The sequence below is a fragment of the Pseudarthrobacter arbutini genome (assembly GCF_054510915.1).
Genome location: NZ_JBTNDQ010000019.1, coordinates 37314 through 61656 on the forward strand (window position 1 = coordinate 37314; position 24343 = coordinate 61656).

The 24343-nt window shown below is 65.1% G+C and carries 18 protein-coding genes and 2 tRNA genes; 6 read left to right on the forward strand and 14 right to left on the reverse strand.

Features of this window, described 5'->3' with window-relative positions; genetic code table 11:
• Window positions 1-2: 2 nt before the first annotated feature.
• The 3 genes from ACX80V_RS19015 to ACX80V_RS19025 all read right to left on the reverse strand — a co-directional run bounded on the left by ACX80V_RS19015 (window position 3) and on the right by ACX80V_RS19025 (window position 6127).
• Window positions 3-1361: a bifunctional folylpolyglutamate synthase/dihydrofolate synthase gene (locus ACX80V_RS19015; protein WP_058932209.1), complete on the reverse strand. Its 1359-nt coding sequence runs from the start codon at window positions 1359-1361 to the stop codon at window positions 3-5.
• 3 nt (window positions 1362-1364) lie between these two features.
• Complete coding sequence (gene ileS / locus ACX80V_RS19020) at window positions 1365-4691, reverse strand: isoleucine--tRNA ligase (RefSeq protein WP_485844467.1); 3327 nt, start codon at window positions 4689-4691, stop codon at window positions 1365-1367.
• 383 nt (window positions 4692-5074) lie between these two features.
• Window positions 5075-6127 carry a glycerophosphodiester phosphodiesterase gene (locus tag ACX80V_RS19025; RefSeq protein ID WP_485844468.1) on the reverse strand — a complete coding sequence of 351 codons (1053 nt, stop codon included), beginning with the start codon at window positions 6125-6127 and terminating at the stop codon, window positions 5075-5077.
• A 214-nt stretch (window positions 6128-6341) separates the two neighbouring features.
• Between ACX80V_RS19025 and ACX80V_RS19030 the strand changes: the two genes are divergently transcribed.
• Entirely contained in the window at window positions 6342-7352 is a 1011-nt protein-coding gene (locus tag ACX80V_RS19030; protein WP_485844469.1) for an endonuclease/exonuclease/phosphatase family protein, read from the forward strand.
• On the opposite strand, the gene ACX80V_RS19035 is transcribed toward ACX80V_RS19030, so the two are convergent.
• Window positions 7349-8152 carry an SDR family oxidoreductase gene (locus tag ACX80V_RS19035; RefSeq protein WP_485844470.1) on the reverse strand — a complete coding sequence of 268 codons (804 nt, stop codon included), beginning with the start codon at window positions 8150-8152 and terminating at the stop codon, window positions 7349-7351. The genes ACX80V_RS19030 and ACX80V_RS19035 overlap by 4 nt on opposite strands.
• A gap of 116 nt (window positions 8153-8268) precedes the next feature.
• Here ACX80V_RS19035 and valS point away from each other — a divergent pair, with 116 nt between their 5' ends.
• Window positions 8269-10887, forward strand: coding sequence for a valine--tRNA ligase (valS, locus tag ACX80V_RS19040; protein ID WP_485844471.1), 2619 nt, complete (start codon window positions 8269-8271; stop codon window positions 10885-10887).
• Between the two features lie 313 nt (window positions 10888-11200).
• Here valS and ACX80V_RS19045 read toward each other — a convergent pair whose 3' ends face one another.
• The 6 genes from ACX80V_RS19045 to ACX80V_RS19070 all read right to left on the reverse strand — a co-directional run bounded on the left by ACX80V_RS19045 (window position 11201) and on the right by ACX80V_RS19070 (window position 16440).
• Complete coding sequence (locus ACX80V_RS19045) at window positions 11201-11815, reverse strand: mycothiol-dependent nitroreductase Rv2466c family protein (RefSeq protein WP_485844472.1); 615 nt, start codon at window positions 11813-11815, stop codon at window positions 11201-11203.
• A 68-nt stretch (window positions 11816-11883) separates the two neighbouring features.
• Window positions 11884-13164: an ATP-dependent Clp protease ATP-binding subunit ClpX gene (clpX, locus tag ACX80V_RS19050; RefSeq protein WP_056340575.1), complete on the reverse strand. Its 1281-nt coding sequence runs from the start codon at window positions 13162-13164 to the stop codon at window positions 11884-11886.
• A 179-nt stretch (window positions 13165-13343) separates the two neighbouring features.
• The gene (locus ACX80V_RS19055) at window positions 13344-14003 is read right to left on the reverse strand and encodes an ATP-dependent Clp protease proteolytic subunit (RefSeq protein ID WP_056340578.1); all 660 of its coding nucleotides are present in this window, start codon (window positions 14001-14003) and stop codon (window positions 13344-13346) included.
• A gap of 37 nt (window positions 14004-14040) precedes the next feature.
• Window positions 14041-14664, reverse strand: coding sequence for an ATP-dependent Clp protease proteolytic subunit (locus ACX80V_RS19060; RefSeq protein WP_058933073.1), 624 nt, complete (start codon window positions 14662-14664; stop codon window positions 14041-14043).
• A gap of 224 nt (window positions 14665-14888) precedes the next feature.
• Window positions 14889-16280 (reverse strand): trigger factor, encoded by a 1392-nt coding sequence (gene tig, locus ACX80V_RS19065; protein WP_485844473.1) that lies wholly within the window; start codon window positions 16278-16280, stop codon window positions 14889-14891.
• An 85-nt stretch (window positions 16281-16365) separates the two neighbouring features.
• A tRNA-Pro gene (locus tag ACX80V_RS19070) sits at window positions 16366-16440 on the reverse strand.
• Between the two features lie 148 nt (window positions 16441-16588).
• Between ACX80V_RS19070 and ACX80V_RS19075 the strand changes: the two genes are divergently transcribed.
• Window positions 16589-16662, forward strand: a tRNA-Gly gene (locus ACX80V_RS19075).
• A 73-nt stretch (window positions 16663-16735) separates the two neighbouring features.
• Here the strand turns inward: ACX80V_RS19075 and ACX80V_RS19080 are convergent.
• From ACX80V_RS19080 to ACX80V_RS19090, 3 genes are all read right to left on the reverse strand, one after another.
• The gene (locus ACX80V_RS19080) at window positions 16736-17656 is read right to left on the reverse strand and encodes an Fpg/Nei family DNA glycosylase (protein ID WP_485844474.1); all 921 of its coding nucleotides are present in this window, start codon (window positions 17654-17656) and stop codon (window positions 16736-16738) included.
• Window positions 17656-18150, reverse strand: a complete 495-nt coding sequence (locus tag ACX80V_RS19085) for a ribose-5-phosphate isomerase (RefSeq protein WP_248760260.1) — start codon at window positions 18148-18150, stop codon at window positions 17656-17658. Before ACX80V_RS19085 ends, ACX80V_RS19080 begins: the two co-directional genes overlap by 1 nt.
• Window positions 18151-18227: 77 nt before the next feature.
• On the reverse strand, window positions 18228-19244 hold the full coding sequence (locus ACX80V_RS19090) for a hypothetical protein (protein WP_485844475.1): 1017 nt from the start codon (window positions 19242-19244) through the stop codon (window positions 18228-18230).
• A gap of 110 nt (window positions 19245-19354) precedes the next feature.
• Between ACX80V_RS19090 and pepN the strand changes: the two genes are divergently transcribed.
• Window positions 19355-21922, forward strand: coding sequence for an aminopeptidase N (gene pepN, locus ACX80V_RS19095; protein ID WP_485844476.1), 2568 nt, complete (start codon window positions 19355-19357; stop codon window positions 21920-21922).
• A gap of 9 nt (window positions 21923-21931) precedes the next feature.
• On the forward strand, window positions 21932-22405 hold the full coding sequence (locus ACX80V_RS19100; protein WP_485844477.1) for an OsmC family protein: 474 nt from the start codon (window positions 21932-21934) through the stop codon (window positions 22403-22405).
• Window positions 22406-22505: 100 nt separating this feature from the next.
• On the opposite strand, the gene ACX80V_RS19105 is transcribed toward ACX80V_RS19100, so the two are convergent.
• Complete coding sequence (locus ACX80V_RS19105) at window positions 22506-23498, reverse strand: NAD-dependent epimerase/dehydratase family protein (protein ID WP_485844478.1); 993 nt, start codon at window positions 23496-23498, stop codon at window positions 22506-22508.
• A 122-nt stretch (window positions 23499-23620) separates the two neighbouring features.
• Here ACX80V_RS19105 and ACX80V_RS19110 point away from each other — a divergent pair, with 122 nt between their 5' ends.
• Window positions 23621-24340, forward strand: coding sequence for a mechanosensitive ion channel family protein (locus tag ACX80V_RS19110; RefSeq protein WP_485844479.1), 720 nt, complete (start codon window positions 23621-23623; stop codon window positions 24338-24340).
• Window positions 24341-24343 lie beyond the last annotated feature (3 nt).

Genomic DNA, 24343 nt, shown 5'->3' on the forward strand with positions numbered 1-24343 from the left:
GGCTAGGCCTCCGTCTTTCCGAGCAGGATCCGAGCTTCCGCCACCAGGGTAATGGACCCCGTGACCAGCACACCGCCGGAGAGGTCGTCATTGGCTTCGGCGCGTTCCACGGCCCATTCCAGGGCGTCATCGAGTTTCTCCGCGATGTGGACGTTGTCTTCCCCGAAGCCCATCTCCACGGCGAGTTCGGCCAGTTCGGCGGCGGGCACTGCCCTCGGCGAGTTGGACTGGGTGAAGCAGTATTCCTCGGCAAGGTCTCCCAGGGACTCCTTGAGCTGGCGCAGGATTTCTTCGGCATCCTTCTCTTTGAGGACTCCCACCACCGGCACAAGCCGGGTGAAGGTGAAGGCCTCCTGGATGGCCTCGGCCGAGACCCTGATGCCATCCGGGTTGTGCGCCGCGTCCACGATGATGGTGGGCGCCGTCCGGACAACCTCAAGGCGGCCCGGGGACGTGACGGACGCGAAGGCTTCCTGCAGCACCTCGGCGTCAAGTTCCTTTTCGCCACCGAAGAAGGCCTCGAGCGCTGCCACCGCCACGGCCGCGTTCTGGGCCTGGTGCGCGCCGTGCAGCGGCAGCAGCAGTTCCGGGTATCGGCCGGCGATGCCCTGGATGCTCACTACCTGGCCGCCCACGGCAACCGTCCGGGACTCGACGCCGAACTCCACGCCTTCAAACCGGAACGGAACTGCCACCTCTTTGGCTTTTTCAAGCAGCACCTGCGCGGCATCAACGGGCTGCGACGCACTGATGAGGTAACCACCGGGCTTGATGATGCCGGCCTTCTCGTAAGCGATGTCCTCGGTAGTGTCGCCCAGCAGGTCGGTGTGGTCCAGGGAAATGGGGGTGACCACGGAAACCAGGCCGTCGCCCACGTTGGTGGCATCGGTGATACCGCCCAGACCCACCTCGATCACGGCCACGTTGACCGGCTGGTCCGCGAAGATCGCGAAGCCCAGGATGGTCAGGCACTCGAAGTACGTGAGACGCGGCTCCCCCGCAGCGGTAAGTTCGTCGTCGACGATCTGCAGGTACGGGCGGATCTCGTCCCAGATCCGGACAAACGTTTCGTCAGAGACAGGGTGGCCGTCGATGCTGATCCGCTCGGTGACCTTGGACAGGTGCGGGCTGGTGTAGCGGCCGGTACTCAGGCCGTGCGCGCGCAGCCCGGCCTCGATCATCCGGGCCGTGGAGGTCTTCCCGTTGGTCCCCGTCACATGGATGATCGGGAACGCCTTGTTGGGCTCCCCCAGCACGTCCATGGCCCGGAACAGCGGCGCAAGACGCGGCTCCATCTTGTTTTCCGGCGCACGCCCCAGCAGCTCGGCGTAGACACTTTCCACGGAGAATTCGTCAGTCATAGCTCAAGCCTCTACTTTTTCGACGGTGATGCGTGGTTCGCCTGACTCAGCCGGAACTGTGGCCAGCTCCAGGGTCAGGGTTTCGGTCTTGACCAGCTCGGCGTTTGCCAGCAGCGCCTCCAGCACGGTGGGAACGGCCGTGACGGTGGTGCGGATCCGGTCGCTCACATTCAGTGCGGCGTCCTTGCGTGCCTGCTGGATGGCGCGGACCATGTCGCGGGCCGTCCCTTCGGCCTCAAGTTCGGGCGTGACCTCGGTGTTGAGCACCACAAATCCGCCGCCCGGCAGGACAGCTACCGAAGCCGATCCGCCGTCGGATTCTGCCACCACGGTCTCCAGTGTGTACTCCTGGGTTTCCAGCTCCAGGCCTCCGGCGATGACCACTCCGGCGTCGGAAACCGACCAGTCGCCGGACTTGGCGCCCTTGATGGCCTGCTGGACGTTCTTGCCCAGGCGCGGTCCCGCGGCGCGTGCGTTGACCACGAGCTTCTGCTCGATGCCGAACTCCTCCGGGGAGGCGCTCTCGGCGTCCAGCAGGCGCACGGAGCGCAGGTTCAGTTCATCGGCGACGACGGCGGCGAAGCCTCCCAGCGCATCCGCGCCGGGTGCCACCACGGTCAGTTCCTGCAGCGGCAGCCGCACGCGCAGGTTGGCGGCCTTGCGCAGCGAGGATCCGGTGGAGCAGATCTGCTGCACGCGGTCCATCGCTTCCACCAGCGCAGCGTTGGCCGGGAACAGGTCCGCGTCCGGCCAGTCGGCCAGGTGCACGGAGCGTCCGCCGGTGAGGCCGCGCCAGATCTCCTCGGAGACCAGCGGCAGCAGCGAGGCGGCCACGCGGGACACGGTCTCCAGCGCGGTGTACAGCGCGTCGAAGGCGTCAGCGCTCTCGTCAAAGAAGCGCTGGCGGCTGCGGCGGACGTACCAGTTCGTGAGCATGTCCAGGTAGCTGCGCAGTTCATCGCACGCGCCGGAGATGTCGTAGCTGTCCAGCTGGGCGGTCATGTTGCGGACCAGGTCGCCGGTGTTGGCCAGCAAGTACTGGTCCAGGGTGTCGGCGTACCCGTCGTAGCGGAGCTTCGCGTCGTAACCCTTTCCGCCGTCGGCAGCGTTGGTGTACAGCGTGAAGAAGCTGTACACGTTCCACAGGGGCAGGATGACCTGGCGGACGCCGTCGCGGATTCCCTGTTCGGTGACCACCAGGTTGCCGCCCCGCAGGATGGGGCTGGACATCAGGAACCAGCGCATGGCGTCGGAGCCGTCACGGTCCAAAACCTCGGAGACATCCGGGTAGTTGCGCAGGCTCTTGGACATCTTCTGCCCGTCCGAGCCCAACACAATGCCGTGGCTGATGACGTTTCGGAACGCCGGACGGTCAAACAGCGCCGTGGAGAGGATGTGCAGCATGTAGAACCAGCCACGGGTCTGGCCGATGTACTCCACGATGAAGTCCGCGGGGTTGTGAGTGTCGAACCAGGCTTCGTTCTGGAACGGGTAATGCACCTGGCCGTAGGGCATGGAGCCGGAGTCGAACCAGACGTCCAGGACGTCCTCGACACGGCGCATCACGGACTGGCCCTCTTCGGGGGTCCGGGGATCGTCCGGGTTGGGGCGGGTCAGTTCATCGATGAACGGGCGGTGCAGGTCAACCTCGCCGGCCTTGTTCAGCGGCAGGCGGCCGAAATCGGCCTCGATCTCGGCCAGCGAGCCGTAGACGTCGGTGCGCGGGAATTCCGGGTCGCTGGACTGCCACACCGGGATGGGGCTGCCCCAGTAGCGGTTGCGGCTGATGGACCAGTCGCGGGCGTTGGCCAGCCACTTGCCGAACTGGCCGTCCTTGACGTTGCCGGGGATCCAGTTGATGTCCTGGTTCAGTTCGGACATGCGGTCCTTGAACTTGGTGACCTCGACGTACCAGGAGGACACCGCGCGGTAGATCAGGGGGTTGCGGCAGCGCCAGCAGTGCGGGTAGCTGTGCTCGTAGCTGGCCTGGCGGACCAGGCGGCCCTGGGCCCGCAGCACCTGGGTGATGGGCTTGTTGGCCTCGAAGACCTGAAGGCCCACGATGTCGTGCAGGTCGCCGTGGCTGAACAGCGGCAGGAACTTGGCACCTTCGTCCACGGACAGGACCACCGGGATGCCGGCTTCTTCACAGACCTTCTGGTCGTCTTCACCGTAGGCGGGCGCCTGATGGACGATGCCGGTGCCGTCGGTTGTTGTGACGTAGTCGGCCACGAGGAAGCGCCAGGCGTTCTGCGTCCCGTACTTTTCGTCGTCGCTGAAGTCGTTCCACAGCGGCTGGTAGGCCAGGCCCTCCAGGTCGGCGCCGGTGTGGGTTGACGTCACGGCAGCCTCGGCGGAGTCCGCATCCTCATAGCCCAGGTCCTTGGCGTACGCGGCCAGCAGGTCCGCGGCCAGGAGGAAACTGCCGGTGACGGGCGCGTCCGGCGAAGCGGCCTTGACGCCGTTGGGTCCGGCGGGGAGCACGGCGTAGGTGATGGAAGGCCCGACGGCGAGCGCCAGGTTGGTGGGCAGCGTCCAGGGCGTGGTGGTCCAGGCGAGCGCCTGGACGCCGGCGAGCTGCTTCGACAGCGCCGACTCCCCTGCCGTGATGGGGAACGTCACCGTGACAGTCTGGTCCTGGCGGTTCTTGTAGACGTCGTCGTCCATGCGGAGCTCATGGTTGGACAGCGGCGTCTCGTCCTTCCAGCAATACGGCAGCACGCGGTAGCCGTTGTACGTCAGGCCTTTTTCGTGCAGCTGCTTGAACGCCCACAGGACCGATTCCATGTATTCGACGTTGAGCGTCTTGTAATCGTTGTCGAAGTCCACCCAGCGGGCCTGGCGGGTGACGTAGCTCTTCCACTCATCGGCGTACTTCATCACGGAGGCACGGCAGGCGTCGTTGAACTTATCGATGCCCATGGCCTCGATCTGGGTCTTGTCCGTCATGCCCAGCTGCTTCATGGCTTCCAGTTCAGCCGGCAGTCCGTGGGTGTCCCAGCCGAAGCGGCGTTCAACGCGGCGGCCGCGCTGTGTCTGGTAGCGGCCCACGAGGTCCTTGGCGTACCCGGTCAGGAGGTGGCCGTAGTGCGGCAGGCCGTTGGCGAAGGGAGGGCCGTCGTAGAAGACGAATTCGTTGCTGCCGGGCTGCCCGCCGGGGGCGTCGGCGCTTCGCTGGTCGATGCTGGCCTGGAAAGTGCCGTCCTGGTCCCAGTACTTCAGGATGCGCTCTTCGATCTCCGGGAACTTCACGGAGGCGGAGACACCGGCGGCAGCGCCGCTCGAAACTGCAGCCGAAGGGGAAGCTGAGGCTTTGGGGTAATACGTCATTCTCGACATCCTGTGTTGAGCTGGTGAACCACTCAGCCGTTGCTGGATGGTTCCGTTCAGGATGCGAGGACGGCTCGTGTACTGTCCTGGGACTGCACGCTTACCGCGGTACCACCTCACTTACCGGCACTCCACCATGCTCCGGGGGAAGCTTGTTGGTGCGCCGGCCGCTCATTACTGCTGTGACGGGCTTACCCGTCCGGTTCTACCGGCCCTGGCGCGTGCTGATCCTTGCGCCGGGGCGTTCTTCCGGAAGCTCACCGGTGATGGCCGGGTCAAAGCTGATACGACGATGTTACCGGAGAAGTCACTGCGTTTCACTGCACAGCGCGGTCCGCCGGGCAGCGAAACGCAGTGACGGCGGCTGGGCGCCCGGGCCGGTACTAGAAGCCGCGCGGCAGTTTCATCCCGGCAGCAGCCATGACATCGCGGAGCCGGTCCGGGTAGTCGGTGATGATCCCGTCAACCCCGGTGTCGATCAGCGCCCGCATGGTGGGCTGGTCATCGACGGTCCACGGGATGACCTGCATCCCGGCAGCGTGCGCACGCTCCACCATGTCCGCGGTGACGTAGGGGACGTAGCCCGGATCGGTCACTTTGCCGTTCTGCGGGGTGCCGTGCACGGGAGAGACGGCGTCGAAGCCGAGGGAGGACGCTGCAGCGATGAGGTCGCCGCCAAAGTCGTCGGCGTCAATCCCGCCAAGCCACGGCGAGCTGCCCGGCTGCCCGGCCTGGAGGAAGTCCTTGTTGGTCAGGGCCACGGTGCGGATCTGCGGGTCGCGCTGCTGGACGAGGCGCAGGGAGCCCCAGTCGAAGCTCTGGATGGAGACGCGGCTCTGCATCTGGGCGGCGTCGATTTCCCGGAGGGCGACGTCGATGAACTGCTCGCGCGGGGCGGTTTCCGCCGGAGCGCCGGCTTCGACCTTCGTTTCAATGTTGAACTTCACCTGGCTGGCGCGGTGGGCGTCGGCGAGCTCAAAAACCTCGGCCAGAGTCGGCATCTTGGCGCCGGGAGACGCCGTCTGGCCCGGGAACTGCGGCTGGGTGAGCGAACCGCAGTCCAGGCTTCGGACCTGTTCGAAGGTCAGGTCCTTGACGTACTTGCCAACATAGGGGAACTGCGGATCGTTCGGCGTGACCGGCGCGGTATCGAGGCACTTCTTGTTGCTGATCTTGCGGTCGTGCGTGATCACTTCGCGGCCGTCCTTGGTGATCTGGAGGTCAAGTTCCAGGGTGGACACGCCGGTCTCGAGGCCCTTGGCGAAGGACGCCAGGGTGGATTCGACGGTCAGGCCGAGTCCGCCGCGGTGGGCCTGTAGATCAAAATGGTTGTCCGTGCCGTTGGGGTTCGTGTCAGCGGCTTGGGCCTGGACCGAAGTAGTGAGGAGCAGGGCTGCGCTGAGTACGGCAGCGCCAAGCTTCATCGGGGTGCGCATGGGAAGGAATCTCCACTCTGGTGGTGTGCAGTTTGCGCCTGCAACGGTGCCGTCCTGCGGCCAACGTCAGGCCACAGCGGGCTGGCCGGCGTGCGACTGGACGGTAAACGTTGGGCTTCATCGCAAAGCCGATCCAATCAACGGGCGACGCCAGGGCGGCGACTCCTTAGACTCGTGCCATGACAGTCTCCCGGGCGATTTGTTCCGGTCCCTGATGGGCCGTCGTGCACACCACGGCTGGCTGTGGTCTGCTGGCCTGGTTGCGGCACCGGTTGTGGTGGTGTCCTGGTTCCGCGCTGTCCCGGCGCCGTGGCCACCGCTTGTGGTACAGGTAGTGGCCTTTACGCCGTGGCTGGCATTCCTCGCCGCGGCCGCGGTGTTGCTGGCACTGCCCAGCCGGCGTGCCTGGGCTATCCTGCCGGCCGCAATCCTGCTGATCGCACAGCTTACCTGGCTGTTCCCGCCGGAAGTGTTCCTGGCCCGGCAGGGAGGGTACCCCCAGGTCCGGGGGCCGGATGCTCCAGCCGCGGCGAAGCTGACAGTCATGAACCTCAATGCCCGGCTCGGGGGTGCTGATAGCGCCGCCATCGTCCGGCTGGTCCAGGACCACCATGTTGACCTGCTGACCGTCCAGGAGCACAGCCTGGAGTTGGAGAAGCGGCTGGCGCGTGCGGACCTGGGCAGCGTGCTTCCCCACCGCGTGTCCCATCCCCGGAACGGAGCGGCCGGCAGCGCCGTTTACTCGTCTTTCCGACTCAAGGAGGTGGGACTGGTCCCTGACACAGCGTTCAGTATGCCGGTTGTCCGGCTTGAGACCAGTGACCCGGGCGCCGGCGCCGGCCTGACGGTCATCAATGTGCACACGCACGCGCCCGTGGACATTGCCGTTCATCAATGGCGAAGTGACCTTACAGCTGTGGCCCGGGCAAGCAGCGGAGCCGGTCCTACGCTTCTGGCGGGCGATTTCAACGCGACATATGACCACTGGGAATTCCGCGCGATGCTGGAGGGGGCCGGCGGCGGCCGGAAACTGGTGGATGTTGCAACCGCGTTGGGCAGCCGGCTCATCCCCACCTGGCCGATGCGGGATTACAGCCTTCCCGGCGTGACTCTGGACCATTTGGTGACCAGCCCGGACATTTCAAGTTCGGGTTACTCGGTCCATCCGGTCAGCGGCACCGACCACGCTGCAGTGATCGCCACCCTGGAGATCCAGCTTCCCTAACGCTTGCGGATCAGCTTGTGGGTGGCCGCCTGCGCAACGGGCCGGATCACGATCTGGTCCAGGTTGACATGGTGCGGCGCGCTGACGGCGTAGCGCACTACGTCGGCGACGTCGGCTGCGGTCAGGGGCTTCTCCACGCCCTCGTAAACCTTCTCCGCGGCGTCCTGGTCACCAAAGCGGTTGAGCGCGAACTCTTCGGTGCGGACAAGGCCCGGGGCTACCTCGATGACGCGGATGTTGTGCTCCGCCTCTTCCAGCCGGAGGGCACCGGTCAGTGCGTGCTGGGCAAACTTGGCGGCGTTGTAGCCGCCGCCGCCCTCGTAGGCCACCAGTCCGGCGGTCGACGTCAGGTTCAGGACAGTTCCTTCGCCGGTGGCGCGGAGCATCGGCAGGAACGCCCGGGTGAGCTTCACTGTGCCGAGGACGTTGACCCGGAACATCCATTCCCAGTCCTCGGTGTTGGCCTCGCCCACCAGGTCAGCACCCCGGGCCCCGCCGGCAATGTTGATGAGCGTCCCCACGCCGCCGGCTTCGGTGACGCGGGCAAGGAGCCTGGTGACGTCGTCGTCCTCGGTGATGTCAGCGGGAATTCCGACGGCGCCTGTTTCGGCTTCCAGCGCGGCCAGCCGTTCGGCGCGGCGTGCCACAGCGAATACCGTCCAGCCTTCTTCCCGCAATGCCCGCACGGTCGCCTCGCCGATGCCGGTGCTGGCGCCGGTAACCACCGCCGCCCTGTTCTGGGGTGAATCGCTTTGTGATGCCTGGTTCTGTGCTGTCGCGTTCCGTGATTCCTCAGTCATGGCACCACCCTAACGGCAGAGCAGCTACCGATGCTTGAGTATGAACTTTCCGCGGTTGTACCCATGTCCCGCATGCTACGGCAGGCCGCGCCACCGGAACATGAAACAATTGCCAGATGGCTGAAGACACTCAGGGTACAGACACGCCCTCCACCGCCCCTATCAACGTTCCGGACAAGCCCGCCCTTGAGGGGCTGGAAGCTGCCCTCACGCAGCGCTGGCTTGCCGAAGGGACCTACAAGTTCAACCCGGACACCACCCGGGAGCAGGTCTACTCGATCGACACTCCCCCACCCACGGCGTCGGGCTCCCTGCACGTGGGGCACATGTTCTCCTTCACGCAGACGGACGTGCTGGCCCGCTACCAGCGCATGATCGGCAAGAACGTGTTCTATCCGATGGGTTGGGATGACAACGGCCTGCCCACCGAGCGGCGCGTCCAGAACTACTACGGCGTGCGCTGCGATCCGGCCATCCCGTACGACGCCGGCTACCGTGCTCCGGCCGAGCCCGCCAAGAACCAGCGCGACTTCGACGTCGTCTCGCGCCGGAACTTCATCGAGCTGTGTGAAGAACTGGCCGTGGAGGACGAGAAGGTCTTCGAAAGCCTGTTCCAGCAGCTCGGACTTTCCGTGGACTGGCAGCTGACGTACCGGACCATCGATGATGCCTCCCGCGAAGTCTCCCAGCGCGCCTTCCTGGCCAACCTGGCAGCCGGCGACGCGTACATGGCAGAGGCACCAACCCTGTGGGACATCACCTTCCGCACGGCCGTGGCCCAGGCGGAACTCGAAGACCGCGAAGTTGCCGGCGCCTACTACCGCTACCCGTTCTTCACCGAAGACGGCGAAAAGATCTATGTCGAGACCACCCGTCCCGAACTGCTGGCAGCCTGCGCCGCCCTCGTTGCAAACCCCGACGACGAGCGCTACCAGCCGCTGTTCGGCAAGATGGTCACGTCCCCGGTCTTCGGTGTTGAGGTTGAGGTCAAGGCCCACCCGCTGGCCAAGGCGGACAAGGGCTCCGGCATCGCCATGGTGTGCACGTTCGGTGACCTCACCGACGTCACCTGGTGGCGGGAACTCCAGCTGCCCACCCGTGCCATCGTTGGCCGGGACGGCCGCATCGTCGGCGAAACCCCGGACTGGATCACCACCGATGCAGGGCGCACCGCGTACGAAGCCATTGCCGGCAAGACCGTCTTCAGCGCCAAGGAAGCAGTGGTGGAGCTCCTGGCCGCCGAAGATCTGATCGACGGCGAACCGAAGAAGATCATGCACCCGGTGAACTTCTACGAAAAGGGCGACAAACCCCTCGAGGTTGTCACCTCACGCCAGTGGTACTACCGCAACGGCGGCCGCGACGAAGAGCGCCGCGCCCGCCTGATCGCGCGCGGCCACGAGATCGACTTCCACCCGGCCTTTATGCGGTCCCGCTTCGAGAACTGGATCTCCGGGCTGAACGGCGACTGGCTCGTGTCCCGCCAGCGCTTCTTCGGTGTGCCCATCCCCGTCTGGTACCCGCTGGACGCCGAGGGCAACCCGCGGTACGACGCCCCGATCGTGCCCCTGGACGAGCAGCTGCCGGTTGACCCCGCGGCCGATGCCGCACCGGGTTACGACGAAGCCCAGCGCGGCGTTCCCGGTGGCTTCGCCGGCGACGCCGACATCCTGGATACGTGGGCCACGTCCTCCCTGACGCCGCAGATTGTGGGCGGCTGGAGCCGGGACGAGGACCTCTTCGCCAAGGTCTTCCCGTTTGACCTGCGCCCCCAGGGCCACGACATCATCCGCACCTGGCTGTTCTCCTCGGTAGTCCAGGCTGATGCGCTGCAGCACGCCGCGCCGTGGAAGCATGCCGCCATCTCCGGCTGGATCCTGGACCCGGACAGGAAGAAGATGTCCAAGTCCAAGGGCAACGTGGTGGTTCCCACCGATGTGCTGGACGAATTCGGCTCCGACGCCGTCCGCTACTGGGCCACGTCCGCCAAGCTCGGCGCGGATACTGCGTACGAGATCGCGCAGATGAAGATCGGCCGCCGCCTTGCCATCAAGCTGCTGAACGCCTCAAAGTTCGTCCTGAACCTGGGCGCGACGGAGAATTCCGTGGTCTCCACCGATCTCTCGGTCCTGACCAACCCGTTGGACCGGGCGGTGCTGGCCCAGCTGGCCGAGGTGGTGCGCCAGTCCACCAAGGCGTTCGAGAACTACGACTACGCCCGGGCCCTGCAGATCACCGAGAGCTTCTTCTGGCAGTTCACGGACGATTACGTGGAGCTCATCAAGGACCGCGCCTACGGTGCCGCCGGCGACGCTGAGCAGGCCTCCGTGCTGGCAGCACTCGCCACCAGCCTGGACACGCTGCTGCGCCTGTTCGCCCCGTTCCTGCCCTTCGCCACCGAAGAGGTCTGGGGCTGGTGGCGCAACGGCTCCGTACACCGTGCACCGTGGCCCACCGCAGTGGACGTGGACGGCGACACCACCCTGCTTGCCACCGTTGGCACGGCCCTGAGCGGTGTCCGCAAGGCAAAGTCCGAGGCAAAGGTCAAGCAGCGCACCGAGGTCCTCTCCGCCACCATCACGGCGTCGGAATCCCTGACCACGCAGCTGAAGGCCGGACTTGGCGACCTGAAGGCAGCCTCGAACGCCCGCGAACTGACCCTCGTGGCAGGCGACGGCGAACTGACCGTCAGCGACGTTGTGCTGGCCGCTCCGGAGGAACAGCCCAAGGCCTGACCTGTTTTTGGGCAAAGGGGAAGCCCCATCAGCGTTTTGCCGTTGGTGGGGCTTCGACTTTTCGGCCATCCTGGTGACGTCTTTGATGGTCTGGCAGGATCCTTGGATCTTCAGGTCTTCCTACCTCGTCACTGGTAGCTTGTATCTGACTTTGCCGATGGCTGCGTCGGATACATATCACTGAATCTTTGGTTCCTGCGTCCCGCTTCTTTCGAAGTGGGTAAGAACCATTGTTGTCCGGACGGTTTGGATGCGCAAGAGCCCCGGACGAACTACATCAGAGTAGTTCGTCCGGGGCTCTTTGCTGTCTGCGTCAGTTGAATTCGGGACGTTCGCTGCGGCTGCGCTTGATCTCGAAGAAATGCGGGTAGGAGGCAAGCGTGACGGTGGCATCCCACAGCTTGCCTGCCTGTTCGCCGCGCGGGATGCGGGTCAGCACGGGGCCGAAGAAAGCAGTTCCGTTGAAGGCCACAACCGGTGTGCCGACGTCCTGGCCCACCAGCGAGATGCCCTCCTCGTGGCTGGCCCTCAGCTGGGTGTCAAAGGCGTCCGTGGTGGCAACGTCTGCCAGGCCGGCCGGGAGTCCGCACTCCGCCAGTGCCTTGCTGATGACAACGCCGAAGTCCTTCTCCCCACCAAGGTGGATCAGTGTGCCCATGGCGTCGTAGAGCGGCTTCACCACGTGGTCGCCGTGCTGCTCCTGGGCCGCGATGATGACCCGGACCGGGCCCCATGCCTTGTCCATGCCTTCGCGGTATGCGGGTTCCAGATCCCGGCCTTCGTTCAGGACGGAGAGGCTCATTACATGCCACACAGTTTTGATGTCGCGGACAGCCTCAACCTCGCCGATCCAGCGTGAGGTGATCCAGGCGAACGGGCACAGCGGATCAAACCAGAAGTCGGCCTGGTTGATGGTTGTTTCAGTCATGCGTGAGTCCTCTGTTCCTGGGCATGCGGGGATGGAAGGCGGAAGTGTCAGGCGGGGTGGCGGACGTGTCAGGCGGACTTGCGTCGCTTGGTCACGTGCGGAATGAGGGTTGGCTCGGCCTTGCTGAGGACAACGTCAGCGGTGATGACCACGCTGGCCACGTCTTCGCGGCTGGGGAGGTCGAACATGACCGGGAGCAGCACTTCCTCCATGATGGCGCGCAGGCCACGGGCACCGGTACCACGCTCCAGGGCCTGGTCGGCGATGGCATTGAGGGCGTCGTCATCGAAGACGAGTTCCACGCCGTCGATCTGGAACATCTTCTGGTACTGCTTGACCAGCGCGTTCTTCGGCGTGGAGAGGATCTGGATGAGGGCGTCGCGGTCCAGGCTGGAGACCGTGGTGATCACGGGAAGGCGGCCGATGAATTCCGGGATCAGACCGAACTTCAGGAGATCCTCGGGCATAACTTCACCGTAAGAGTCCACCTTGTTGCTGGCATCGTTGAGTGGGGCGCCGAAGCCAATGCCTTTGCGTCCGGAACGCGAACCGATGATCTCTTCCAGCCCGGCAAAGGCGCCCGCCACGATAAACAGCACGTTGGTGGTGTCGATCTGGATGAATTCCTGGTGGGGGTGCTTGCGTCCGCCCTGGGGCGGGACGGAGGCTACGGTTCCTTCGAGAATCTTCAGGAGGGCCTGCTGCACGCCCTCACCGGAGACGTCCCGGGTGATGGAAGGATTCTCGCTCTTGCGCGAAATCTTGTCGATTTCGTCGATGTAGATGATGCCCTGTTCGGCCTTTTTGACGTCGTAATCCGCTGACTGGATGAGCTTGAGGAGGATGTTCTCCACGTCCTCACCCACATAGCCGGCTTCGGTGAGTGCCGTGGCGTCGGCAACAGCAAACGGAACATTCAACCGCCGCGCCAGTGTCTGGGCCAGGTAGGTTTTGCCGCAGCCGGTGGGGCCGATCAGGAGGATGTTGGACTTGGCAATTTCGACGTCGTCGTGGTGGCCGCCCTCGGCGAGGCTGCCGCTCTTGGGGGCGTGGCCGGCCTGGATCCGCTTGTAGTGGTTGTAGACGGCGACGGCGAGGGAACGCTTGGCAGGTTCCTGGCCGATGACGTATTCCTGCAGGAAGTCGAAGATCTCGCGGGGCTTGGGCAGCTCGAAGCTTCCCAGATCGGCGACTTCCGCGAGCTCTTCCTCAATGATCTCGTTGCAGAGCTCAATGCATTCGTCGCAGATGTAGACACCGGGCCCGGCAATGAGCTTGCGTACCTGCTTCTGGCTCTTTCCGCAGAAAGAACACTTCAGCAGATCCGTGCTCTCGCCAATCCGAGCCATATGTGAACCCCTTTAGTATCTTGCTGCCAGGCAGCTGTGCACCGTTGCTGGAATCGTGGCGGGCCTGGGAGGACCGGCCGTGACATCTTCCACTCTAGGTCACAATTGCGTCCAAGGGTGGAAAGCGAAGGCCGGTGCGGCCCAAATTACCGGACCGCACCGGCCGTCGAAGAGGCTGGCTACCTGGTGATTGCCTGCGGCTTCATCTTGCGGGAATCAAGCACCTGGTCAATGAGGCCGTAATCCAGGGCCTCGGCGGCGGTCAGGATCTTGTCACGCTCAATGTCGTTGTTGACCTGCTCCGGGGTGCGGCCCGAGTGGTGAGCCAGCGTGTCCTCAAGCCAAGCGCGCATCCGCATAACTTCCGCGGCCTGGATCTCCAGGTCCGAGGCCTGTCCACCTTGGCCGCCGGAGAGGGCCGGCTGGTGGATCAGGACACGGGCGTTGGGCAGGGCCAGGCGCTTGCCCGGGGTGCCGGCTGCGAGGATCACGGCGGCGGCGCTGGCGGCCTGGCCGAGGCAGACGGTCTGGATCTCCGGCCGGATGTACGTCATGGTGTCGTAGATCGCGGTCATGGCCGTGAAGGAACCCCCCGGGGAGTTGATGTAGAGAGTGATGTCGCGGTCCGGGTCGGTGGACTCGAGCACCAGCAGCTGGGCCATGACGTCATCAGCGGAGGCGTCATCGATCTGTACGCCGAGGAAGATGATGCGGTCCTCGAACAGCTTCGTGTAGGGGTCCTGGCGCTTGAAGCCGTAAGGCGTGCGCTCTTCGAACTGGGGAAGGACGTAGCGGCTGGTCGGAAGATTACCGGCAGTCGATCCGAAGTTGTAAGTCATTTTTGTTGCTCCTGATCTAAGTGTTCTAAGTGCCGGGTTACTTCTCGGAGGCTGACTCGCCGGAGGTAGCGTTGGCGGTTCCGCCGCCGCCTGAGACGGAACCGGCGTGGGCCGCGATCTTGTCGAAGAAGCCGTATTCGAGGGCTTCAGGCGCGGTGAACCACTTGTCTCGGTCGTTGTCCTTGAGGATGGTATCCACGGACTGGCCGGTCTGATCCGCGGTCAGTTCGGCCATGACCTTCTTCATATGCAGGATCAGCTCGGCCTGGATCTTAATGTCCGAGGCCGTGCCGCCGATGCCGCCGGAGGGCTGGTGCATCAGGACCCGGGCGTTGGGGGTGGCGTAGCGCTTGCCCTTGGTGCCTGAGGAGAGCAGGAACTGGCCCATGGAGGCTGCCAGGCCGGTGGCGACTGTGACGACGTCGTTCGGGATGAACTGCATGGTGTCATAGATGGCCATGCCCGCGGTCACGGAGCCGCCGGGAGAGTTGATGTAGAGGTAGATGTCCTTTTCCGGGTTCTCGGCGGACAGGAGCAGCAGCTGCGAGCAGATGGCGTTGGCGTTGTCGTCACGCACCTCGGAGCCCAGCCAGATGATGCGCTCCTTCAGGAGGCGGTTGTAGATGTAGTTGTCCTGGCCGGCCGGATCTACAGTCGCCATCCGGGGGGCCTCTGCGTGCTGTGACATGTGTACTTACCTCTCGCTGGTGACGGTGACATCACTGAACTTCACTACTTGGACACTAACCGGTTTGGTGGCCGATTTGTTCGCGGGAATCGCGCTGTTCGCTGACGGCGCACGATCCCTGCGAGAGCCCGTTAACCAAGGCAGCCCCCGGACCAATAGGTCCAGGGGCTGCCTTCAGTCGCACTACCAGGGGCGTGCTAGAACTTCACGGCTGCCGGGTCGTCACTCGGGGTGGCCGCGGTCTCGGCGTTGGTGCCTTCAGCGGACTCGGCCTCAACGGCGGGAGCCTCTTCTTCGCCGCCGGGGCGGACGAAGTCGCTGAGGTCAACGGTCTTGCCCTCGGTGTCGGTCACGGTGGCCTGGCCCAGGACAACGGCCAGTGCCTTCCGGCGGCGGACCTCGGAAACCATCATGGGAACCTGGCCGCTCTGATCGATGATCTGGGCGAACTGGTTCGGGTCCATGCCGTACTGGCTGGCCGCGCTGACGATGTAGTCGATCAGCTCAGCCTGGCTGACGTTGACTTCTTCCTTTTCGGCAATGGCGTCGAGGATGACTTCGTTCTGGAAGGCGCGGGCGGTGTTGGCCTTGACCTCTTCGCGGTGCTCTTCGGTGTCGTGTTCGCCTTCACCGTGGCCGTTGCCCTCCTTGAAGTGGGCGTCGACCTGCTCTTCAACTACGGAGTCGGGAACCGGAACCTCAATGAGCTCAACGAGCTTGTCCAGGACCTTGTCGCGGGCCTCTACACCCTGCTCAACAACCTTCGATTCGGCGGCCTGCTTGGCCAGGTCCTCACGGAGTTCGGCAAGGGTGTCGAACTCGGAGGCCAGCTGGGCGAAGTCGTCGTTGGCTTCGGGAAGCTCGCGCTCCTTGACGGCCTTGACAACAACCTTCACCTGGGCGGACTCGCCGGCGTGGTCACCGCCCACCAGGGTGGTTTCGAAGATGGCGTCCTCGTCAACGCTGAGGCCGGTCACGGCCTCGTCCAGGCCCTCGAGCATGGTCTCGGTGCCCACCTGGTAGGACAGGCCGGACGCGGAATCAACGTCGGCGCCGTCAATGGTGGCGGTGATGTCGATGGTCAGGAAGTCGCCATCGGCGGCCGGGCGGTCCACGGACTTCAGCGTGCCGAAGCGGCCGCGCAGTTCATCCAGGGCCTTGTCAACATCTTCGTCGGAGGACTCCGCTGCGGCTACCTCGACCTTGATGCCGGCGTAGTCGGGAAGTTCGATCTCCGGACGGATATCAACCTCGGCGTGGAACTTCAGTTCCCCGTCCGTGGAAGTGGGGTCCGGAACTTCGGTGATTTCAACCTCGGGACGGCTCAGGGGGCGGATGCCGGATTCCTGGACTGCAGCCTGGTACCAGCCGTTGAGGCCTTCGTTGATGGCCGTCTCCAGGACGTAACCGCGGCCAACGCGCTGATCAATCAGCTTGGACGGGACCTTGCCCTTACGGAAGCCAGGGACCTGGATCTGCGAAGCAACAGTCTTGTATGCCTCGTCGATGCTGGGCTTCAATTCCTCAAAAGGGACCTCAACATTGAGCTTGACCCGCGTGGGGGTGAGGTTCTCGACAGCGCTCTTCACGGTCTAAGTACTCCTGGGTTTGTGGGATGGGTTTCTGCAAACGCATTTTTCTGCCCGGGCCGCTTGCACGGCCCGAGCCGCAGAGTCGGGGTGACAGGATTTGAACCTGCGACTTCCTGCTCCCAAAGCAGGTGCTCTAGCCAAGCTGAGCTACACCCCGTAAGTGCACAGGCAAGTCTACGGTCATCCGGGCGTTCTTTGCACATTTGACACGTGGGGCATGAATTAGGTTTAGTTGTATCCGGCTTCAACAGCCAGCCCGAAGAAACGCAGAGCAGCCCGACGCAACAGCTGAGCTGTATTTTTCCGGGGACGTAGCTTAATGGTAAAGCCTCAGTCTTCCAAACTGATTACGCGGGTTCGATTCCCGTCGTCCCCTCCACATAAGCAGGGCCCCTCAGCTGAGGGGCCCTGCTTTTTTGTTTGGCCGACTTTTGTTGGCTGACTTTTTTTGGTTACTGCTGGCAGCCGGGGCACCAGTAGAGCTTGCGGCCCACCATTTCGGTGATGGCCACCGGCACGGCGCAGACCCGGCAGGGCTGCCCTTCGCGCTTGTACACAAAGTGGGCGTCGCTGCCCGTGGGCAGGAGCGCCCCCGGTTCCCGGTTATCCGGCTCCCAATACATCGGCGGTGTGGTGATGATCCGCCCGTCGCGGACGCCGTCGGCCATTACTGCGGCTGTGTCGTCCCACAACAGACCGGCGGCGCTGCTGGAGAGTCCAGTACCCGGCAGCCATGGATCCAGCCGCTGCCGGAACAGAACTTCGGCCCGGTAGACATTCCCGACGCCGGCAATCACCTTCTGGTCCATCAGCAGCGCTGCGACGGACGTCTTGCGGGACAAAAGGCCCGTCACAAAGCGGGTCCTGTCCGCGTGATGGTTGTGCAGCGGATCCGGCCCCAGCCGGGCCAGCACGGCCCGGGCTTCTGCCTCGGTGGTGGCCGCGCATGTGGTGGCACCGCGGAGGTCCGCCCAGCCATGCCTGCTGACCAGCCGGACACGCACGGCGCCGCGGGGCTCGGGAGGTCCCGCGTACTCAACCATCCCGGCGTCGTCGGTAATTTCGGGGTCCTCGAAAACCTCGCGCTCCCCGATCTTCCGCGGGGCACCGATGCTGGAGGCCCCGCTGAAGGTCGCGTCGCCGCCGAAGTCCCAGGCCCCGTAGAGCCCCAGGTGGACGTGCAGCACCACAGCGTGGTCAAAATGCAGGAAGAGATGTTTGCCGTGGGCGCGCGAATCCGTCAGGACCTGGCCGTCCAGCAGGGCTGCGCCGGCAACGAACCGGCCCTGCGGGCTGCTCACGGATAGCGATTCCCCGGTAAAGACGTCCCCGAACTGTTGCGCCAGGCGGCGGACTGAATGCCCTTCGGGCACTACTCGATGACCTCGCCGGTGGTTTCGTAAGCCGCGATCTTGCCGATGCGGCGGACGTGCCTTTCGTCGTTGCTGAAGGGCTCAGCCAGGAACGCCTCGATCAGTTCGGTTGCTTCTTCGACAGTGTGCTGGCGGCCGCCCACGGCCACCACGTTGGCGTCGTTGTGTTCGCGTGCCAAAGTTGCGGTGGAGTGGTTCCAGGCGAGGGCTGCGCGGACCCCCTTGACCTTGTTGGCGGCGATCTGCTCACCGTTGCCCGAGCCGCCCAGGACGATGCCCAGGGCGTGGATTCCTGCCTGCTGGTCAGCGACGACGGCGAGCGCTGCGTTGATGCAGAAGGACGGGTAGTCGTCCAGGGCGTCGTATTCCTTGGGGCCGTGGTCCACCACGTCGTAGCCCTTGGCCGTGAGGTGGCTGACCAGGTGGGCGCTGAGTTCCATGCCTGCGTGGTCGGTGGCGATGTGTACCCGCGGGAAGGCAGGGGAAGAAGTCACAGCAGTATCCGTTCGTTTCGGCGCCGGTGCCAGCAGTGCTGGTTCAGGCCAGGGTCAGATCATCAGGGACAAGGTTACTAGGACTCAGACTCCGGCGCGCGTTCGCCGGAAGTGCCCCCGTGCGCCCTGGCGGCCACCCGGGTCAGGACTTCCGCCAGCCGGGCCGCGGATGCCGGGCTGCCGCCGCTGACCGCAAGGTTGCGTCCGTCGGTTTGATGAACGACGACGGCGGGGCCGCTGCTGACCAGCATCGCGGCGGTGCCGCTGTGGTTGCGGTAGCCCCACCCGCCGTAGTCGGCGGCGCGGACGTCCGCGGCGCTTGCGGTGGAGATCGCGGCCGCCGGCACATCCATGACCGGCAGCACTCCGGCCACCAGGACACGCAGGCCGCGGCGGTCGGCCTTGACGCGGGCGCAGAGGAAAGCAGCGGCCACCACAGCGAGGGCAGCCACCAGGGCCCCGAGCCAGGGCAGCGCCACAGCGATCAGCGCGGCCGGGAACAGGCTTGCCACCGCGATCATCACAAAGACCGAGCTGCGGGCGTGCACCCACATCCGGAACGTGTCCCCCGCAAGCTCCGGGTCAAGCTCGCGGGCGAGGGCCCGCTCCAGGGCCCGGTCGTCGTCAAGCGACCACTGCCGGTCGGCCTTGAACACGAAGCCCATGATGACACCCAGCGACAACGCCGCCCCGCTGCCCAATGCGAGAACCGTGAGATCCACCCGGGACTCCCGGGCGTCCGCGAGGCCGGCCTGCCCCACCAGCCCGGCCGCCAGGACGCTGGTGATGAACAGGCTCAGGAACAGTCCCGTCCCCATCATGATCCGGCGCATCACAGCGGGCCGGGACAGCGGTGCCGCCTGGAACATCACCAGCCAGCCTGAGGCGATGATAAGCAGCGCGCCGCCGGCCGCATAGGCGCCGAACGGGGCAAAGGAGGCGCCGCCGTCGGCCGTCCAGCTGATGGCTACGGGGTCCGGAAGATCGGGACGCAGCAAGAAGGCGCAGAACACAAAAGCCGCCGACAGGACGACGGGAAAGCCGACGGCGAAGCGCAGTGCCTTGGTGTCCACCGAATCCCGGAACTTTCCCATGCATTAACGCTACTCCCGCCGGAGGGCGTGACAGAATGACTTCACTGTGCCGGTGCAGGCCACCGCCCGCCGGCAACCGCAACCCCTTCTGGAGGCCCCACTTGCCAGGTATGAACCTGACTCGCGCCGAAGCCCGCGAGCGTGCCGCACTCATCAACGTTGACTCCTACGATGTCATCCTCGACCTGACCAGGGGCGGGAAGGTCTTCGGGACCACCACCACGGTGAAGTTCACGGCAGTGCCGGGTTCCACCACTTTCATCGACGCCGTAACGCACGCCGTGCACAGCGTCACGCTCAATGGGCACGCCCTGGACCCTGCGGCAGTGTCCGACGGTATCCGGATCCAGTTGCCGGACCTGGCCGCGGCCAACGAGCTCACGGTGGTGGCCGACGCGCCGTACATGAACACCGGCGAAGGCCTGCACCGCTTTGTGGATCCGGTGGACAACGAGGTGTACCTGTACACGCAGTTCGAGGTTCCCGATTCGCGCCGGATGTTCGCGGTGTTTGAGCAGCCCGACCTCAAGGGCACCTTCAGGTTCACGGTCACCGCGCCGTCGCACTGGGATGTCATCTCCAACTCCCCCACCCCTGCCCCGGTGGAAGCCACACCAGGGGACGACGGCGGCGCCCGCTCGGTCTGGACGTTCGCTCCCACACCGCGGCTGTCCTCCTACGTCACCGCCCTGATCGCCGGCCCGTACCAGTCAGTCCGCAGCGAAGTGGCCAGTTCCGACGGCCGCGTGATCCCGCTGGGAGTTTTTGCCCGGAAGTCCCTGATGCAATATCTCGACGCGGACAACATCTTTGACCTGACCCGCCAGGGCTTCGAATTCTTCGAGGCGCAGTTCGGCTTCCCGTACCCGTTCGAGAAGTACGACCAGCTCTTTGTGCCCGAGTTCAACGCGGGCGCCATGGAGAATGCCGGCGCGGTGACCATCCTGGAAGGCTATGTCTTCCGGAGCAAGGTGACCGGGGCACAGATCGAGCGCCGGGCCATCACCGTGCTGCACGAACTCGCGCACATGTGGTTCGGCGACCTGGTGACGATGCGCTGGTGGAACGACCTCTGGCTCAACGAATCCTTCGCCGAATACATGTCCCACCTCGCGGCCGTGGAAAACACGTCCTTCACGAGCGCGTGGACCACTTTTGCCTCGGTGGAGAAGTCCTGGGCCTACCGCCAAGACCAGCTGCCCACGACCCACCCGATTTTCGCCGACATCAGTGACCTGCAGGACGTGGAGGTCAACTTCGACGGCATCACTTACGCCAAGGGCGCCTCAGTCCTGCGCCAGCTGGTGGCCTGGGTGGGGCCGGAGCAGTTTATGGCCGGGGTCCGGGAGTATTTCGCGAAGCACGCCTGGCAGAACACCGAGCTGAGCGACCTCATGGTGGAGTTGGAGAAGGCCAGCGGCCGCGACCTGGACCAGTGGGGCCGCCTCTGGCTGGAGACCGCCGGCGTCAATACGCTCAAGCCGGAGCTCTCCGTGGACGGCTCCGGGACGCTGACGTCCTTCACCATCGTGCAGTCTGCCGTCGAGGAGTGGCCCACCATCCGTCCGCACCGGCTCGCCGTCGGGTTCTACAACCTGAACAGCGCGGGCAAGCTGGAGCGCGTGCACCGCGAGGAGCTCGACGTCGACGGTGAGCGAACCGAGGTGCCGGAGCTGGCGGGCCTGGCGCAGCCTGACCTGATCCTGGTCAACGACGACGACCTCGCCTACGCCAAGGTCCGGCTGGACGAGAAGTCCCTCGCCACGGCAACGGCGCACCTGAAGGACTTCAGCGAGAGCCTGCCGCGCACTCTGGTGTGGAACTCCGCCTGGGACGCTGCCCGCGATGGCGAGTCCCCGGCGCGCCGGTATGTGGAGCTGATCCTGGCCAACGTGGCCGCGGAATCGGATTCTTCGGTGATCCTGGTCCAGCTGCGCCAGCTGGCCACCACGGTGAACTTCTATGTGGCCGAGGAGCACCGCGAGGCCACGACGGTCACCGCCGTGGACACGCTGTGGGAGCTTGCCAGTGCAGCACTTGGCGGGTCCGACGCCCAGCTGCAGTTTGTGAAGTCGTTTGCCCTGTTGGCCGGCAGCCCGGGCCAGCTGGACACCGTCGCCGGGCTCCTGGATGGCACGGCGACCTTGGACGGGCTGGCCGTGGACCAGGACCTCCGCTGGGAGCTGCTGGCGTCCCTGGTGGCCGGTGGCCGGCGGGGCCAGGCACAGATCGACGCCGAACTGGAGCGCGACAACACCGCGAGCGGACAGAACGCGGCGGCGCTGGCCACGGCGGCCATCCCCACCGCCGAAGCCAAGGCCGCCGCGTGGGACTCGGTCGTGGTCACGGGAGAACTCTCCAATGCGCTCCAGGGTTCAGCCGTCACAGGCTTTATGCGGGTGCTGGACCGTTCGCTGCTGGAGCCCTATGCGGAAAAGTACTTCGAGGCTGTTCCCGGGATCGTGGCGAACCGCACACACGCACTCGCCCAGCAGATCGTCGTCGGGCTTTATCCGGCACTGCTGACCACGCAGGCAACGGTGGATCGGACGGATGCTTTCCTCGCCGGTCTTCCGGCCGACAGCAGCGCACTGCGCCGCATGATGCTGGAAAACCGGGACGGCGTGGCCCGGGCGTTGCGGGCACGCGCGGCCGACGTGCTGCCGGGCGAAGCCTAGGCCGGCACAATGGGCCTGGGCGAGCACCACTATTCCCTGACGGTGCAGTGGACCGGCAACCTGGGTAACGGCACGTCGTCGTACCGTGGCTACTCACGGGACCACGACATCCGGATCCCCGGGCTGCCGGTCCTGCCCGGTTCCGCCGATCCGACGTTCCATGGGGACCGTGACCGCTACAACCCGGAGCAGCTGCTCCTGGCGGCGCTGGCGCAGTGCCACATGCTGTCTTTCCTGCACGTGGCGGTGAAGCACGGCGTGGTGGTGACCGGCTATCAGGACGACGCCACCGGTGTGATGCGGCTGAACCGCGACGGCAGCGGGCAGTTTGAGTCCGTCACGCTGAACCCGCGGGTGACCGTGGCGGACGCGGCGCACGTGGATCTTGCGGAACAGCTTCACCGCGAAGCCAACGCGGTCTGTTTCATCGCCCGCAGCGTCAACTTCCCCGTGCATCATTCACCCGTGACCGTGGTGGCCTGAGACCCAACTGGGTCGCACTAACTGTCGCTATGGGAGGTCATAACGACAGTTACTGCGACCTACATGGGTGGGGTGCTACCCGGTTCGCGCTCGGCCGGACTCAGCGGCTTCGAACAAGCTCCTCAGCCAGCCGTGTTTCGGTGGCGGGCGTGAGCCCTGCCTTGCGGGGGCGGTCCAGGCCGCGGCGGCGTTCGTCCTCCAGGGTGGCCGCCAGCGTTTCCTGCCAGGGTCTTATGGCCAATCCGGCGGCCCTCGCGGCGTGGTTGCTGCGGTTGCAGAACCCCTCGTGGCCGGGCGGCAGCCACAGCGGGAGGGAATCCGGTCCGGCCCAATAGTCGATCCCGGACTCCACGAGCCAATCCTCCGGAGCATTGAGGGCCTCGCCCCGATACCCGGCCACTGTTTTGGCCGCCTCGATGTACTCGCCAAAGGGCACGTGCTCCCCCACGGCGTTCAGCGGCCCGGTCACCCCACGCTGGGCAGCATCGAGGACCCAGGCCGCGAGGTCCCGCACGTCAATGACCTGCGTGGCATGGCCGGCGATGGCCGGGACCACGGCCGGGGCGTTGTCCCGGGCAAACCTTGCAGGCCAGTAGCCGTAACGGTCCGTTCCATCGCCGGGGCCGCTGATCAGGCCGGCGCGGCAGAGGTGGGCCCTGTCCCCCGCGGCCTCCAGGGTGGCCTGTTCAATCGCCGACTTGGATTCCCCATAATTCTCCGGGGTGGATTCCGTGCCGGCTGACAGCGGTGCCAGCAGCTCAGCGTCCTCAGCCGCTCCCGGCGTCGAAGGGTCTGCGTAAACGGAGCAGCTGGACACAAACGTCCAGTGGCTGGTCCGTTGGGCCAGGGCGGACAGCGCCTCCTTGGCCGGGACAGGATCGCGGGCCACGTCAATGACCGCATCCCACTCCCCTTCCACTTGTGCGTAGCTGTTCCCGCCGAGTGAACGGTCCGCTTTTACCCACTGGACACCGTCTGGCGGTTCGGTCGCGGATCCGCGGGCCAGGCACGTGACTGTGTGACCTGCGGAAACGGCTTGCCGGGCGATTTCAGACGAGAGAAAGGCGGTTCCGCCGAGAATGAGGATGCGCATGGGGCCACGCTACGGCGCTAGGGTTGAAAGAGAATAGAGCCTTATGCCACGGGCGAACCTGTGCATGGGCCGACGTTATCCCCCGGCCGCCGCCGGTGATCCCCCCAAGGAGTTTTGCCTCTATGTTCAGCACGATGTCGATTACACCCCCGCCCCTCACCTCGCAGCCCAACGGCGTCAGCGTCACGGGCATTGTGATCAGCCTTGGCGTCGGAATCGCGATATGGCTGGTGGCCACCTTTGTAATTTCCCGGATCAGCAAGCGCGTGGCGTCGGGTACCAATTTCTTCAAGAAACCGCACTTCAAGTGGGTTGCCCCCGCCTTGAGGGCCCTGGATCACGAGCGCCGCGTGCAGCGGGCGGAGACCATCGGTTCCCTGCTCAACAGCATCGTCGGAGTTCTGGTGGCCGTGATCACCACCATGTATGTGCTGCAGAACCTGGACATCAACATCGCCCCGCTGCTGACCAGCGTGGGAATCCTGGGTATCGCCATCGGTTTTGGCGCCCAGCAGCTGATCCGCGACTTCCTTGCCGGGATCTTCATCACCATCGAGGACCAGTACGGGATCGGTGACGTCATCGAAACCAGCGAAGTTGTGGGTGTGGTGGAGTCCATGGGGCTGCGCATCACCCGGGTCCGTTCGGAGGACGGCGCCATCTGGTACCTCCGTAATGGCGAGATCCTTCGCGTCGGCAACCGTTCGCAGGGCAACTACGTTCCGGTGCCGGACGTGCCGGACGTGCCGGACGTGCCGGACGTGCCGGTCGCCGGGCCGGACACTGCCCTGAGTGCGCCCGCCACCGAGGCGAAAAAGACCGAGCAAAAGGCCGGAGAATAGAGA